The following is a 13,680-nucleotide window of genomic DNA, read 5'->3' as shown; positions in this document are numbered from 1 at the left end:
GGAAAATCACCATGGCAGAAATTAGTCGCGTTGCCCTGTTCGGCAAATTGAATTCGCTGTGCTACCGCGCCATCGAAAGCAGTACCGTTTTCTGCAAACTGCGTGGGAATCCCTACGTGGAACTGGTCCACTGGCTGCACCAGATCCTGCAACTGCAGGACTCCGACCTGCTGCGGCTGATGAAGCACTACGAGCTGGACGCGGCCGCGCTGGCGCGCGACCTGACGGCGGCGCTGGACCGGCTGCCGCGCGGCTCCACGTCCGGCATCGACCTGTCCTCGCAGCTGGAAGAATCCGTGGAGCGCGCCTGGGTGTACGGCACGCTGATGTTCGGCGAATCGCAGGTGCGCTCCGGCCACATCCTGATCGGCATGCTGAAAACCTCCAGCCTGCGTAACGCGCTGTACGGCATGTCGGCCCAGTTCCAGAAGATCAAGAGCGACGACCTGAGCGAAAAGTTCGCCAGCCTGCTGAAGGATTCGCCGGAATCGCAGATGACGGCCACGGACGGCTTCCAGGCCGGCGGCGGCGCCGCACCGGGCGAAGCGTCGGGCGCCATCGCCCCGGCGGCGATGGGCAAGCAGGAAGCGCTGAAGAAGTTCACCGTGGACCTTACCGAGCAGGCCCGCAGCGGCAAGATGGACCCCATCGTGGGCCGCGACGACGAGATCCGCCAGGTGGTGGACATCCTGATGCGCCGCCGCCAGAACAATCCCATCCTGGTGGGCGAGGCCGGCGTGGGCAAGACCGCCGTGGTGGAAGGCTTCGCCCAGCGCATCGCGCGCGGCGACGTGCCGCCAAGCCTGAAGGACGTGCAGTTGCTGACGCTGGACGTGGGCCTGCTGCAGGCCGGCGCCAGCATGAAGGGCGAGTTCGAGCAGCGCCTGCGCTCGGTCATCGACGAAGTGCAGGGCAGCCCGAAACCCATCATCCTGTTCATCGATGAGACGCACACGCTGGTGGGCGCGGGCGGCGCGGCCGGCACCGGCGACGCGGCCAACCTGCTGAAACCTGCGCTGGCGCGCGGCACCCTGCGCACCATAGGCGCGACCACCTTCGCCGAATACAAGAAGCACATCGAGAAAGACCCTGCGCTGACGCGCCGCTTCCAGACCGTGCAGGTGGACGAGCCGAGCGAAGAACGCGCCATCCTGATGATGCGCGGCGTGGCCTCCACCATGGAGAAGCACCACAAGGTGCAGATCCTGGACGAGGCGCTGGAAGCGGCCGTCAAGCTGTCGCACCGCTACATTCCGGCGCGCCAGCTGCCGGACAAGTCGGTCAGCCTGATCGATACTGCCTGCGCGCGCGTGGCCGTGAGCCTGCACGCCACCCCGGCGGAAGTGGACGACAGCCGCAAGCGCATCGAGGCGCTGGAGACTGAGTTGGGCATTATCGGCCGCGAAAGCGCCATCGGCATCGACATCGGCAAGCGCAAATCCGACGCGGACGATTTGCTGGGCGCGGAACGCGAGCGCCTGGCCGGCCTGGAAACGCGCTGGAACGCCGAGCGCGAACTGGTGGACCAGCTGCTGGCCTTGCGCGCCAAGCTGCGCGACGGCGCATTGCCCGTCGAAGGCACGGGCAGCGCGCTGGAGGCCGGTGCAGAAGCCGTCGCCGGCGCGGAAATGGCCGGCCACAAGGTCGGCAACGGCCTGACCGCCGATGAACGCGCCGCGCTGATGGAGGAGCTGAAAGGCGTGCAGGCCAAGCTGAGCGAGCTGCAAGGCGAGTCCCCGCTGATCCTGCCGACCGTGGACTACCAGGCGGTGGCGGCGGTGGTGGGCGACTGGACCGGCATCCCGGTCGGCCGCATGGCCAAGAACGAAATGGAAACCATCCTCAAGGTGGCTTCGCTGCTGAGCCAGCGCGTGATCGGCCAGGACCATGCGATGGAGATGATCGCCAAGCGCATCCAGACCTCGCGCGCGGGGCTGGACAATCCGAGCAAGCCTATCGGCGTGTTCATGCTGGCCGGTACCTCCGGCGTCGGCAAGACCGAAACGGCGCTGGCCCTGGCCGAAGCGCTGTATGGCGGCGAGCAGAATCTGATCACCATCAACATGAGCGAATACCAGGAGGCGCACACCGTCTCCACGCTGAAAGGCGCGCCGCCCGGCTACGTGGGCTACGGCGAAGGCGGCGTGCTGACCGAAGCCGTGCGCCGCAAGCCGTACTCCGTGGTGCTGCTGGACGAGGTGGAAAAGGCCCACCCGGACGTGCACGAGATGTTCTTCCAGGTGTTCGACAAGGGCTTCATGGAAGACGGCGAAGGCCGCTTCATCGACTTCAAGAATACGCTGATCATCCTCACCACCAACGCCGGCACCGACCTGATCGCCGGGCTGTGCAAGGACCCGGACCTGATGCCCGACCCGGACGGCATGGCCAAGGCCCTGCGCGCGCCGATGCTGAAGGTGTTCCCGCCCGCGCTGCTGGGCCGCATCGTCACCATCCCTTACTACCCGCTGTCGGACCAGATGCTGGGCCAGATCGTCAAGCTGCAGCTGAACCGCATCAAGAAGCGTGTCGAGGCGCGCTACAAGATCCCGTTCAACTATACCGAGGAAGTGGTCAAGCTGGTGGTGTCGCGCTGCACCGAGGGCGAGTCCGGCGGCCGCATGATAGACGCCATCCTGACCAACACCATGCTGCCCGATATCAGCCGCGAGTTCCTGAACCGCATGATGCAGGGCGACGCCATCGCGGGCGTGCAGGTTGATGTAAAAGACGGCGAGTTCTCTTATCGTTTCGATTGATTGAGCTGGAGGGGGTGAGATGATTAACTACTACGAGTTAGGCCCGGACAAGAAACTGAATGAAGTCGTCATGGCGGGCAGCCATGACGCGGCGGTGACCATGGGCGGCGCCAATACGCAGACCCAGGACCTGGACATCCACGACCAGGCCGTTGCCGGCGCGCGCCTGTTCGACATCCGCATCACCGGCGCGGTGGTCAAGAAGGGCGGCGCGGAGAAGGTGGTAACGCTGAAGGCCTATCACGGCAAAGGGCCGGAGAGCAATACCACCGGCGTGGACCTGCGCACCGGTACCGCCGCCACGGCCAAGGTGAAAAGCATGTGGGGCGGCGAATACGGCCTGTCGCTGACCAAGATCCTGACCGACGCGTCGCGCTTCGTCACCAACAACCCCAGCGAGTTCGTGATACTGAAGTTCGACCATTGCCACAACTGGGAGATGATCGCCGAGGCTTGCGTGCAAGTGCTGGGCGATCAAATCTACAAGGGCGCCGGCAACCTGAATAACAAGACGCTGCGCCAGCTGCAGGGCAAGGTGATCGTGCTGTTTGCTTCGGACGGCCTGGAGCTGGTGCGCGGCACCTACAGCGCGGCGCAGGGCATATTGGGCATCAAGAACCTGAGCAAGGCCGGCAGCACCTACAAGGACGTGTACGACGGCATGCAGTATTTCGGCAAGGGCGGCACCAGCGTGGGCAAACCGTTTGGCAAGGTCGAGCAGAACATCAAGAAGCAGCGCAAGCTGATGGCGCGCGGCGGCGATGGCAATCCTAACGTGGTCGGCATGATGTACTGGACCACGACGGGTGTGTTCGAAAGCATCCGCGACCGCAACACCGGCATGTGGACCGCGCCCAATGTGGCGAAGCTGAAGGATATGTGGACCAACGGGCTGGATGAGGCCATCACTTCGCGCATGAGCAAGTTTGCCAAGATAGACGGCTTCGCCAGCGGCACGGTGCTGAAGGCGTTCATGCCTAACTTCGTGATGATAGATTTCGTCGACGAGGCAAAATGCAAGCATATCCTGGAGCTCAACACCATTCCTCCCACTTTCCTGGTGAAGAATATCGATAACTTCATGCGCACGGATACCTGATAGGTGCCGTTTGTTTTGCTGCTGAAGCTGTTGCTTGTCCCTGTCTTGATTTATGCGGTAACGCTGGCGGGCCGCAAATGGGGGCCGGGCGTGGCGGGATGGATGTCCGCCTTTCCCATCGTCTCCGGGCCTATCCTGCTGACGGTGACGCTGGAGCAGGGCGCCGGCTTCGCGGCGCGCGCCGCCGAGGGCACGCTGCTGGCGGTGCTGGCGATCCTGGCATTCAGCATCGTCTACGCATGGGCTGCGCAGCGCTTCGGCATGGCGCTGTCCATGCTGAGCGCTTTGCTGGCCTGGGGCGTGGCGGTGGCGGGTCTGAAGGCTTTGCCGCTGCCGGTGGAGGCCTGCTTCGTGCTGGTGGTGCTGGCCTTGCTGGTGTCACCCAGGCTGTTTCCGCCGCTGCGTTCCGGCGACGCCATCTCAGGGCTGTCTGCGGCACGGCCGGCTGGCGGCGCAGCTGCCAGCGACCTGCCGTGGCGCATGCTGGCCGGGGCTGCGCTGGTGCTGGCCGTGAGCTACGGCGCCGCCGCGATAGGCGCGCGCCTGAGCGGATTTTTTGCCATGTTCCCCGTGATGAGCACCGTGCTGGTGGGCTTCTCGCATGTGCGCTCCGGCCGCGCCTTCGCGGTGGCCCTGCTGCGCGGCATGGTCTACGGCTACTTCGCCTTCGCCACGTTCTGCCTCGTGCTGTCGCTGCAACTGCGCGACGGCAGCGTCGCCACTGCTTTCGCGGCAGCCTTCGCCTGCGCGCTCGCGGTGCAGTTGGCCGTCAAGCGCCTGATGGCGCCCGCCGCGCCGGTGCGGCCGGCCGTCGTTAAATAACGCTGCTCATTGCTGCTCGACTGCGGCCTTGATGTCGATCAGGTCTTGCAGCAGGGCCTTTTTTGCCACGCCCTTGAACAGAAGTCCCATCGGGATGGACATGATTTTTGCGGCTAAGCTTTGCGGCTGGGAGTCATGGAAGCTGGTTAGCGCGAAGCCGCCGCTGCTTTCGGAGATGCTGGTCGTGGACAGGAAGATGAAGCCCTCGCTTTCGGCCCTCGTTTTGTAGAACTGGTTCTCCACCGCGTCGGTGATCCACTTTTCAGCGGTGGCCGGTTTCCCGAACAGCATGCGGGTCTCCCGCCACTTCAAACCCACGAGCCCATGCGTCGGCCGCTCAACCACCTCGATGCTGTCGATGCCCCGGATGATCTTTGCGGCGCCTTCGATGTCCGTCATGGCGGCCCAGATCGCCGCCTTGCTCCCCTTGATGGTGACCTGTACTTCAACCAGCATGCGGTTTCTCCTGCGGCTTTCTTGCGCCGACCAGCAGGCCCGCAACGGGCTTGCCGGCTTCCTGCCGCAAGGTGATGTGGCGCAGCTGCGCCAGTTCCAGTCCTGCGGCGGCCAGCGTGCCGCGCACATAGGGTTCGGCGTGGCTGTAGCGGCCGTGCGCATGGAGCAGGAACTGGGGCGCGGCTGCCACGTCTTGCGTAGCTTCGACCGTGAACACAAGGTGGCCGCCGGTTCGCAGCGCCGCCGCTGCGCTGTTCAACAGGGCTTCCAGCGCGCCGAAATAGCAGAGCGTGTCGGCGGAGACGACCAGGTCGTAGGCGTCCGTGTGGCCGGACAGCCAGGCGGTCAGCTCCGCTTCGTGCAGCTTGTCGTATTCGCGGCGCTTGTCTGCCTTGGACAGCATGCCTGCGGACAGGTCCACGCCTTCCAGCCGCTTCGCGTACGGCCTCAGCAGCGGACCGCACAAGCCGGTGCCGCAGCCGGCGTCCAGCACGTCCAGCGTGCGCTGCGCCTCGCTGGCCCCGCCCAGCAGGGACGCAACCATCTCGCCGCACATGGCGGGGGCGCAGTAGTCCAGCCTGGCCAGCACTTCGTCGAAGCTGTCGGCAAAGCGGTCGAACACGGTCTGCACATAGGAGTCCGATGCGCGTTCGGGCGCGGCGGCGCCCTGGCAGGCGGCGATGTGGTGCTTTACCACCGGGTTGTCCGGATCGATTTTCTCCCACTGGCGGTAGACTTCCAGCGCTTCCGCATCGCGCTGCTGCGACACCAGCGCGCGCGCCAGGCTGCGGTACAGGTCCGGATTGTCCGGCGAGAGCAGGATGGCTTTCTGGTAGGCGCTGAGCGCTTCGGTGAAGTCGCCGGTTTTCTTGAGCACATGGCCCAGGTTGATCCAGCCTTGCGCAAACTCGGGCGACAGCGTGATGGCCTGCCGGTAGGCGGCGGCCGCCTCCTCCAGCCGTTCCTGCGCGCGCAGCACCACGCCCAGATTGTTATGGGCCAGCGCAAAGTCCGGCCGCGCTTCCAGCACGGCGCGGTAGGAATGCTCGGCGTCCACGTGGCGGCCCATCTCTTTCTGCACGTTGCCCAGGTTGTTGCGCGCATCCACATAGTCCGGTGCCGCCTGCAGCGCGCGGCTGATCAGGTTGACCGCGCCTTCGTGGTTGCCCAGCTGGTGTTGGGCCACGCCCATGTAGTGCAGCGCGTCCGGATGGGTGGGCGCCACCTGCAGTATGGCTTCGTAGTGCTGCGCCGCCAGGCGCGGCTTGCCCTGGCGGTGCACCGACACCGCCAGTTGCAGCGCGTCGTCCAGCGAGATCTTTTGCAAGGCTTTCTTCTTCATTCTGACTCAGGAATTCCATGCGCCGGAGAGTGCCCGGGCGGGTTGGGAGATGGACTGGCTGCGCAGCAGGCGCGCGGCATTGCGGTTCTTGAAGCTGAGCAGCGGCATCAGGCCGCGCTCGAGCAGCACGGTTCCGGCCCGCTCGGAAAGGAAGGCTTCGGCGCAGGCCTGCATATGGGCCTGGCCGTCGCGGCGCACGGTGTGGGCGGGCAGGTCGTCCAGGTCCAGCGCGTCGCCGGGCGACATGTCCCAGGCGCTGTCCTCGAAGGCGCGGCCAAGCAGCAAGGCGCAGGCCAGCGAGGCGTGGCCCCACAGGTAGTCCTCATGCTCGTGGTCCGCGTCCGCTTCTTCGAACTCGAACTGGTCGGTGCGGTCGGTGGCTTTGCCGTAGGGGAGGCGCAGCAGCACGCGCGGCAGGACCAGGCCCAGCCAGCTCGCCTGCGGCGTTGCGCGCAGCGCTTGCCAGCGCGCTTCGCCGGCGGCGTCCAGCTCTTGCCAGCTCGCGGCGTCGGGCTGGTCGGCCAGCGAGGTGGCGCCCGCCAGCGCGGCGCTGGCGTCGGCCAGGAAGGGCGCTTGCGCGCGGGCGGCCAGCGCGCCCAGGGCGGCCAGCAGGCCCACGTCCGCTTCGCCGGGGCCGAAGCTGTAGGCGCCGCACAGCACGGACCAGGGCGCGGCATCGGCGCCCATGCGCGGCTGCTCGACCAGCAGCTTGTGCAGCGTGCTGGTTTCCAGGGCGCCGTCGGCCGTGTCGATATCGGCCTGCAAGGCGGCTTTGTCCGCGTCCATTATGTAGAGCTGCAAGTCCTGGCCCAGTTCCAGGCCGGTGACGATCTGGCGCAGGCCGCGCCAGTTGGCTTCCAGCGCCTGGAATTGCGGCGCATGCAGCACGGCGCGCATGCGCTGGGCGATCACGCCATCCAGCGCGGCCACGTATTCGGGCTGGCGCGGGTCTGGGCCGGGCGGCATGGCGCCGGCGATGCGGCGTATCAGCTGGTCGATATCCGGCAGGCCGCTTGCCGGCGCGGCTGGCTGGCGCACCTGGCCGCCGAGCAGGCTGGCGAAGTCGCTGGCGGCTGGCTGGGGAGCTTGAGCAGATGCGGGCGGCGCTGCTGAGCCGGCGGCTGATTGCAGCGCGGCGGCGGCGGCAGCGAAGGTGGCGGGATTGCGCAGCTGCTGGCGCTGCGTGCGCAGCGCTGCAAATGCGTCTGATTTTTGATACAGCTGGTCGGGATGGAAATCATCCAGCTCGCGAAACTGGAAGGTGTTGACGGCGCCGTCCAGTGTGACTTGCACGCTGGGCGCGAGCTGTGCCAGCAGGTGGTCGAAATTGTCGATATCGACTCGCCGCGCCGCGCCTATGCCCGCAGCCATGGGCCTTCCGGCGCGGCCGCTGAAATCCCCCATCACCAAGATGCGCATGGGCTGCCCGTCCTCTCCGGCCTCCTGGGGGCCGGCGGCGGCAAATCCGAATTCGAATGTCAGCGATGTGGCCATGACTGTCCCTCGTCGATACGTGGTGGTGTTGTGGAGCTTATCCTAAAACCTTACCTTTAAGACAGTTTTTTCGGTCATAATAGGTCCAGGAGGGGATATGCCAAATCAGGTTGTGATGGGGGCGATGATGACTTGCACGTTCGGCGCTGCGCCGTCGACGCTGGTGGTGCTTCCCGCGAACAAGGTCATGGCCGAAGGGCCGCCGGCCGCCAATATCATGGATCATAAGCCCATGGTCAATATCATGCCTTTCGGCGTGTGCAGTTCGATGGCCAATCCGACCGTGGCCGCCGCTACCGCCGCGGCGTTGGGCGTGCTTACGCCCATGCCCTGCATACCGATGACGTCCGCACCCTGGGTGCCGGGCGCACCGACGGTGCTGATTGCGAATATGCCGGCGCTGGACAACCTCTGCAAGTGCATGTGCAACTGGGGCGGCGTGATCGCCTTCAGCCAGGCGGGCACCACCAAAACCATGATCCCCTGATTCCGGACCGGAACCCGTATGCCAGTTACGCAAGCCAACCGAGAAGTAAACGTCACCAGTCCCCTGGGAACCGATGTGCTGCTGTTCGACCGCATGAGCGGCAGCGAGCGGCTGGGGCAGTTGTCCGAATTCCGTGTGCAGCTATTGAGCACCAAGCCGGACGTGAAGATCGCCGATGTGCTGGGCAAGCCGCTGGGCGTGCATGTGGACATGGCCGACGGCGTGCGGCACTTTCACGGCATTGTCACGCGCTTCGCCTGCACCGGCTGGCATGGCAGCCTGGCGCGCTACGAGGCCACCGTCCACCCCGGCCTGTGGCTGCTGACGCGCTCTTCCAACTGCCGCATTTTCCAGGAGAAGAACGTCCTCGACATCGTCAAGGCGGTGTGCCAGGACGCGGCCTACGGCGGCGCCATCGACCTGAACGTATCCGCGCTGAGCGGCACTTATGAGGCCATGACGTATTGCGTGCAGTACCGCGAGACGGACTTCAATTTTGTCTGCCGCCTGCTGCAGAACGAGGGCATCTATTTCTACTTCACGCACGACGCCAGCAAGCACACCATGGTGCTGGCCGACTCCTACAGCGCCCACCAGAGCCTGCCCGGCTACGCCAGCGTGGAGTTTTCCGGCGAGGCGGGCCGCCGCATCGTGGACCAGGAGGCCGTGTACGGCTGGGCTGCGGCCGGCGCGATCCAGGCCAGCAGCTATGCGCTGAACGATTTCGATTTTGAAAAAGCCGCCGCCAGCAACAGCGGCGGCCTGAAAGTAAAGTCCACCATCGCGGCGGCCTTTGACCAGCAGGCTTACGAGATGTACGACTATCCCGGCCTGTACAACGTGGCGGCCACGGGCACCACGCTGGCGCGCGGGCGCATGGAGGGCCTGCACGGGCAGTGCGAGGAGATCTCCGCCGACACCAATGCGCGCGGCCTGTTCCCGGGCGGCCTGTTCAAGCTGGTGCACCATCCGCGCGCGGACCAGAACCGCGAATTCCTGGTCACCGGCGCGCAGTATGAGATCGTCGGCGACGACTACGCCACCGGCGGCGACACGCCGCTGGACTTCCGCTGCGTGTTCAACGCCATCGGCAAGGAACACAGCTACCGCGCACCGCGCACCATCGCCAAGCCGGTGGTGCAGGGGCCGCAGACCGCCATGGTGGTGGGCAAGGCGGGTGAGGAGATCTGGACCGACAAGTATGGGCGCGTGAAGGTGCAGTTCCACTGGGACCGCGAGGGCAAGGAAGACGAGCTCAGTTCCTGCTGGGTGCGCGTGCAGCAGAGCTGGGCCGGCGCGGGCTGGGGCAGCGTGTTCATTCCGCGCATCGGCATGGAGGTGGTGGTGAGCTTCCTGGAAGGCGATCCGGACCGGCCACTGGTCACCGGCTGCGTCTACAACAGCGACGCCATGCCGCCGTATGCGCTGCCGGGCGAGCAGACCAAGTCCACCGTCAAGACCAATACCAGCAAGGGCGGGGGCGGCTACAACGAGATCCGCTTCGAGGACAAGAAGGACGCCGAGGAGATCTACGTCCAGGCCGAGAAGGACTTCAACCGCGTGGTGAAAAACAACGACACGCTGAAGGTCGGCTTCGAGAAGAAGGACAAGGGCGACCAGACCATACAGATCAAGAACGACCGCAGCCTGGACGTGGGACACGACCACAAGGAGCACGTGGTGAACGACCACACGGTGACGGTGGACCACGACCAGATCATCACCGTGACCAACGACCAGACGCTCAAGGTCGACAACAACCAGACCATGAAGATCGCGGTGGACCGCAAGCTGGACGTGGGCGGCAACCAGACCACGGCCATCAAGGGCGACCAGAAGGTGACGGTGTCGAAGACCATCGTAATCGAGGCCACCACGTCGATAGAGCTGAAGGTGGGCGGCACCAGCATCAAGATGGAACCGGCCAAGATCACCATCAAGTCGCCGGATGTGACGGTGCAGGCCGACGGCATGGCCACGCTCAAGGCGGGCGGCATCATGACCATAGGCGGCGCGCTCGTGAAGATCAACTGACCGGGGTGATTGTGTTTTACGCAATAGCAACCGTATAATGATCCGCGCCGTGCCCTTTGATTTCAATTAGCAGCCTCTTAGCAGCGATAGTGAGCCGATGTACTTAACCCTGCGGATCCAGTCATACAGAAAGCAAGCTCCGGCTGCGCCCGTTGAGCGCCGCTTCGATCAATTGGGCGGCACCATAGGCCGTGCCGCAGGCAACGACCTGGAGCTGCCCGATCCGGGCAAATACATCTCGCGCAACCACAGCAAGATCGATTTCGCGGGCGGCCAGTACACGCTGATGGACCTGGGCGCCAATCCAAGCTGGATCAACGACCGTCCGGTAGGCACAGGCAAGAGCGCCGTGCTGGCCGACGGCGACCGGCTGCTGATAGGCGACTACGTGCTGGAAGTGCAGGTGGGCGAGGGCGCCGCCGCGCCGGCCATACCCGTGTTCCAGCCCGAGACCTCGGACGCCTTGCCTTTCCAGGCCCAGCCAGCGGTGGCGGCGTCGCCCTACGAGGGCAAATCCTTTGACGAGATGCGCGACACGCTGGCCGGCGTGAAGATACTGGAACTGAGCGGCGGACATGATCCGCTGGCCACGCCGTCCGCCAACGATCCGCTCGGCCTGAATATGCTGAGCGACGCCAACGCCGCCCAGGCCGCGGCGCCTGTGGCCTTCCGTGGCTCGGAGGCGGACCACGCGCCGCCGCAGTGGATGCCGATGGCGCAGCCGCAGTCGCAGCCGCCAGCCCCGGAACCCGTCCCGCAGTGGGCCAGCCCGGCATACGGCGCCCCAGCGCAGCCCTATGCCCATGCGCCCGAGCCGACAGTGCTGACCGTGCGCGCCGCACCGCAGCCGCCAGCGCCCGCTGCGCCTGCACCTGCCATGCTGATACCGGACGACTACGACCCCCTGGCCGATTTCCTGCCGCCGCGCGTGCAGGCGCCGGCCGCGCCATATGTGCCGCAGCCCGCCGCGCCCATCGCTTACGCGCTGCCGCCGCAGCAAAGCCACGCCGCTCCCGGCGGTGCGGCGGCGCAGGTGGGTGCGGCCCAGGGCGGCGAGGAAGTGATTCAGGCGCTGCTGCGCGGCCTGGGCCTGACCGGCCTGCGCACCACGAAGTCCCCGGCCGAAACGGCTGAACTGGTGGGCGCCATGCTGCGCGAGGCGACCTCCGGCACCATGGCCGTGCTGATGGCGCGCGCCATGACCAAGCGCGAAAGCCGCCTTGAAATGACGGTGCTGGGTGCGCAAGCCAACAACCCATTGAAATTCTTCCCGGACGCCGAAAGCGCGCTGTCCCAAATGCTGACCAACACCTTGTCCGGCTACATGCCGCCGGTGAAGTCCATCGGCAGCGCCTTTGAAGACCTGAAAGCCCACGAACTGGCCGTCATCGCCGGCATGCGCGCGGCGCTGGACGGCGTGCTGGCGCGCTTCAACCCCGCGCTGATCGAGGCCAAGGAGCCGGAAGGCGTGATGGACAAGATGATGGCAACCACCCGCAAGGCCCGCCTCTGGGACCGCATGGTGGCGCTGCACGAAGACATCCTGCGCGAAGCGGACGATGATTTCCAGCACCTGTTCGGCGAAAAATTCTCTGCCGCCTATGAAGACCAGATCGGCCGGCTGCACCGCAAATAATCCTATCGAGTGAGACATCATGGCGTGGAACCGTAAAGTCATCTGGTCCGAAGGCATGCTGCTGCAACCGCAGCACTTGCAGCAGCACGACCGCTACCTGCAAACCCAGCTCGAAAGCCGGGTGGCCAGGTTGCGGCCTTATTCCTGGGGCTTTTCTTCGCTGAAGATAGACGAGCAGCAGCTTGCGCTGGGCAAGCTGGCGCTGTTGTCGTGCAGCGCGGTGCTGCCGGACGGCACGCCATTCATCCTGCCGGCGGACGACGACCTGCCGCTGCCGCTGGACATACCGGAAGACGCGCGCAACGCGGTGATCGTGCTGGCGCTGCCGCTGCGCCGGCCCGGCATACCGGAAACCGGCGACAGCCCGGCGCCGGACAATTTTGCCCGCCACGGCGCCGTGGACCACGAAGCCTGGGACAGCAACGGCATCGACAACAGCGCGCTGATGCAGGTGGGGCGCCTGCGCCTTCGGTTGGCGCTGGAATCGGACGTCGCCAACGCCTACGCCTGTATCGCCGTGGCGCGCGTGATCGAACGGCGGCCGGACAACCGCGTGGTGCTGGACCCCGAATTCTGCCCGCCGTGCCTGGACTTCCGCGTTGCGCCGCGCCTCGGTGGTTTTGCGGACGAAGTGGTGGGGCTGCTGCACCAGCGCGGCGACGCGCTCGGAAACCGCCTGTCCCAGCCCGGCGCCGCCGGCGCGGCCGAGATTGCGGACTTCCTGCTGCTGCAACTGGTGAACCGCGCCGAGCCGCTGTTCGCGCATCTGGCCACGATGACGGGCCTGCATCCCGAAGACTACTACCGCGAGGCCGTGCAGCTGGCCGGTGAGCTGGCCACCTTCAGCCCGAACAACAAGCGCGCCATCCAGTATCCGGTGTACCGCCACGACCAGCTGCGCGAGACCTTCCTGCCGGTGATGGAGGACTTGCGCCAGTCGCTGTCCATGGTGCTCGATACGCACGCCATTCCAATTCCGCTGGAGGAGCGCCAGTTCGGCATCCGCGTGGCGGTGATGCGCGATCCGGAACTGCTGAAGTCCGCCACCTTCGTGTTGATGGTGAACGCCCACATGCCGCCCGAAACGGTGCGCAGCAGCTTCCCGCGCCAGGTGAAGATAGGCTCGGTCGAGAAAATCCGCGACCTGGTGAATCTGCAGCTGCCCGGCATTGCGCTGCGCCCCCTGCCGGTTGCGCCGCGCCAGCTGCCGTTCCACGCGGGCCATACCTACTTTGAGCTGGACAAGGGCAGCGAGTACTGGCAGCACCTGGCCACTTCCGCCGGTTTCGCCATGCACGTGGCGGGCGACTTCCCCGGCCTGCAGATGGAGTTCTGGGCCATCCGGAAGTAAGCGAAGATGAGCCAGGACGATTTGCCAGACTCCGACCGCACCATCCTGGTCCCCAAGCCCGGCGGACGGCGCGGCGCACCCGCGCCCGTACCGGGACTGGGACTGGGCGGCGATGCAGGCGTCCCGCCTGCGGGGGCAGCCGGCGCTTTCCCGGCCAGCCCTCCGCCTGGCGGCGGCGACGGCATGGGCGGCGCCGCTGG

Annotated in this window: 10 protein-coding genes and 1 pseudogene; 8 read left to right on the top strand and 3 right to left on the bottom strand. The window is 65.9% G+C overall.

Features of this window, described 5'->3' with window-relative positions; all coding sequences use genetic code 11:
• The first annotated feature begins 11 nt into the window (after positions 1-11).
• The 3 genes from tssH (at position 12) to GTP77_RS27230 (ending at position 4,680) form a co-directional block, all read left to right on the top strand.
• Positions 12-2,759, top strand: coding sequence for a type VI secretion system ATPase TssH (tssH, locus tag GTP77_RS27240; RefSeq protein ID WP_161075299.1), 2,748 nt, complete (start codon positions 12-14; stop codon positions 2,757-2,759).
• 19 nt (positions 2,760-2,778) lie between these two features.
• Positions 2,779-3,858, top strand: a complete 1,080-nt coding sequence (locus GTP77_RS27235; protein WP_161075298.1) for a PI-PLC domain-containing protein — start codon at positions 2,779-2,781, stop codon at positions 3,856-3,858.
• A gap of 102 nt (positions 3,859-3,960) precedes the next feature.
• Positions 3,961-4,680: a hypothetical protein gene (locus GTP77_RS27230; protein ID WP_161075297.1), complete on the top strand. Its 720-nt coding sequence runs from the start codon at positions 3,961-3,963 to the stop codon at positions 4,678-4,680.
• Between the two features lie 6 nt (positions 4,681-4,686).
• On the opposite strand, the gene GTP77_RS27225 is transcribed toward GTP77_RS27230, so the two are convergent.
• The 3 genes from GTP77_RS27225 to GTP77_RS27215 are packed head-to-tail and all read right to left on the bottom strand — an operon-like array spanning position 4,687 to position 7,972.
• A complete protein-coding gene (locus GTP77_RS27225; protein ID WP_161075296.1) occupies positions 4,687-5,136 on the bottom strand; it encodes an SRPBCC family protein in 450 nt (149 codons plus the stop codon).
• Complete coding sequence (locus GTP77_RS27220; RefSeq protein WP_161075295.1) at positions 5,126-6,478, bottom strand: tetratricopeptide repeat protein; 1,353 nt, start codon at positions 6,476-6,478, stop codon at positions 5,126-5,128. Before GTP77_RS27220 ends, GTP77_RS27225 begins: the two co-directional genes overlap by 11 nt.
• A 6-nt stretch (positions 6,479-6,484) precedes the next feature.
• Positions 6,485-7,972 carry a type VI secretion system contractile sheath domain-containing protein gene (locus tag GTP77_RS27215; RefSeq protein ID WP_161075294.1) on the bottom strand — a complete coding sequence of 496 codons (1,488 nt, stop codon included), beginning with the start codon at positions 7,970-7,972 and terminating at the stop codon, positions 6,485-6,487.
• A 97-nt stretch (positions 7,973-8,069) separates the two neighbouring features.
• On the opposite strand from GTP77_RS27215, the gene GTP77_RS27210 reads away from it, so the two are divergent.
• The 5 genes and pseudogenes from GTP77_RS27210 to GTP77_RS27190 all read left to right on the top strand — a co-directional run.
• Positions 8,070-8,459: a DUF4280 domain-containing protein gene (locus tag GTP77_RS27210; protein ID WP_161075293.1), complete on the top strand. Its 390-nt coding sequence runs from the start codon at positions 8,070-8,072 to the stop codon at positions 8,457-8,459.
• 18 nt (positions 8,460-8,477) lie between these two features.
• Entirely contained in the window at positions 8,478-10,493 is a 2,016-nt protein-coding gene (locus GTP77_RS27205) for a type VI secretion system Vgr family protein (RefSeq protein WP_161075292.1), read from the top strand.
• A 97-nt stretch (positions 10,494-10,590) separates the two neighbouring features.
• On the top strand, positions 10,591-12,129 hold the full coding sequence (gene tagH / locus GTP77_RS27200; RefSeq protein WP_161075291.1) for a type VI secretion system-associated FHA domain protein TagH: 1,539 nt from the start codon (positions 10,591-10,593) through the stop codon (positions 12,127-12,129).
• Positions 12,130-12,148: 19 nt separating this feature from the next.
• Positions 12,149-13,480 carry a type VI secretion system baseplate subunit TssK gene (gene tssK / locus GTP77_RS27195; protein WP_161075290.1) on the top strand — a complete coding sequence of 444 codons (1,332 nt, stop codon included), beginning with the start codon at positions 12,149-12,151 and terminating at the stop codon, positions 13,478-13,480.
• 6 nt (positions 13,481-13,486) lie between these two features.
• Positions 13,487-13,680: pseudogene (locus GTP77_RS27190) on the top strand (hypothetical protein); the annotation flags it as partial.

Origin of the sequence: Pseudoduganella aquatica (assembly GCF_009857595.1) — a bacterium.
Taxonomy (GTDB): domain Bacteria; phylum Pseudomonadota; class Gammaproteobacteria; order Burkholderiales; family Burkholderiaceae_D; genus Rugamonas; species Rugamonas aquatica_A.
The sequence above is the reverse complement of the archived record's forward strand: the minus strand, read 5'-3'. Positions and strand labels throughout refer to the sequence as shown.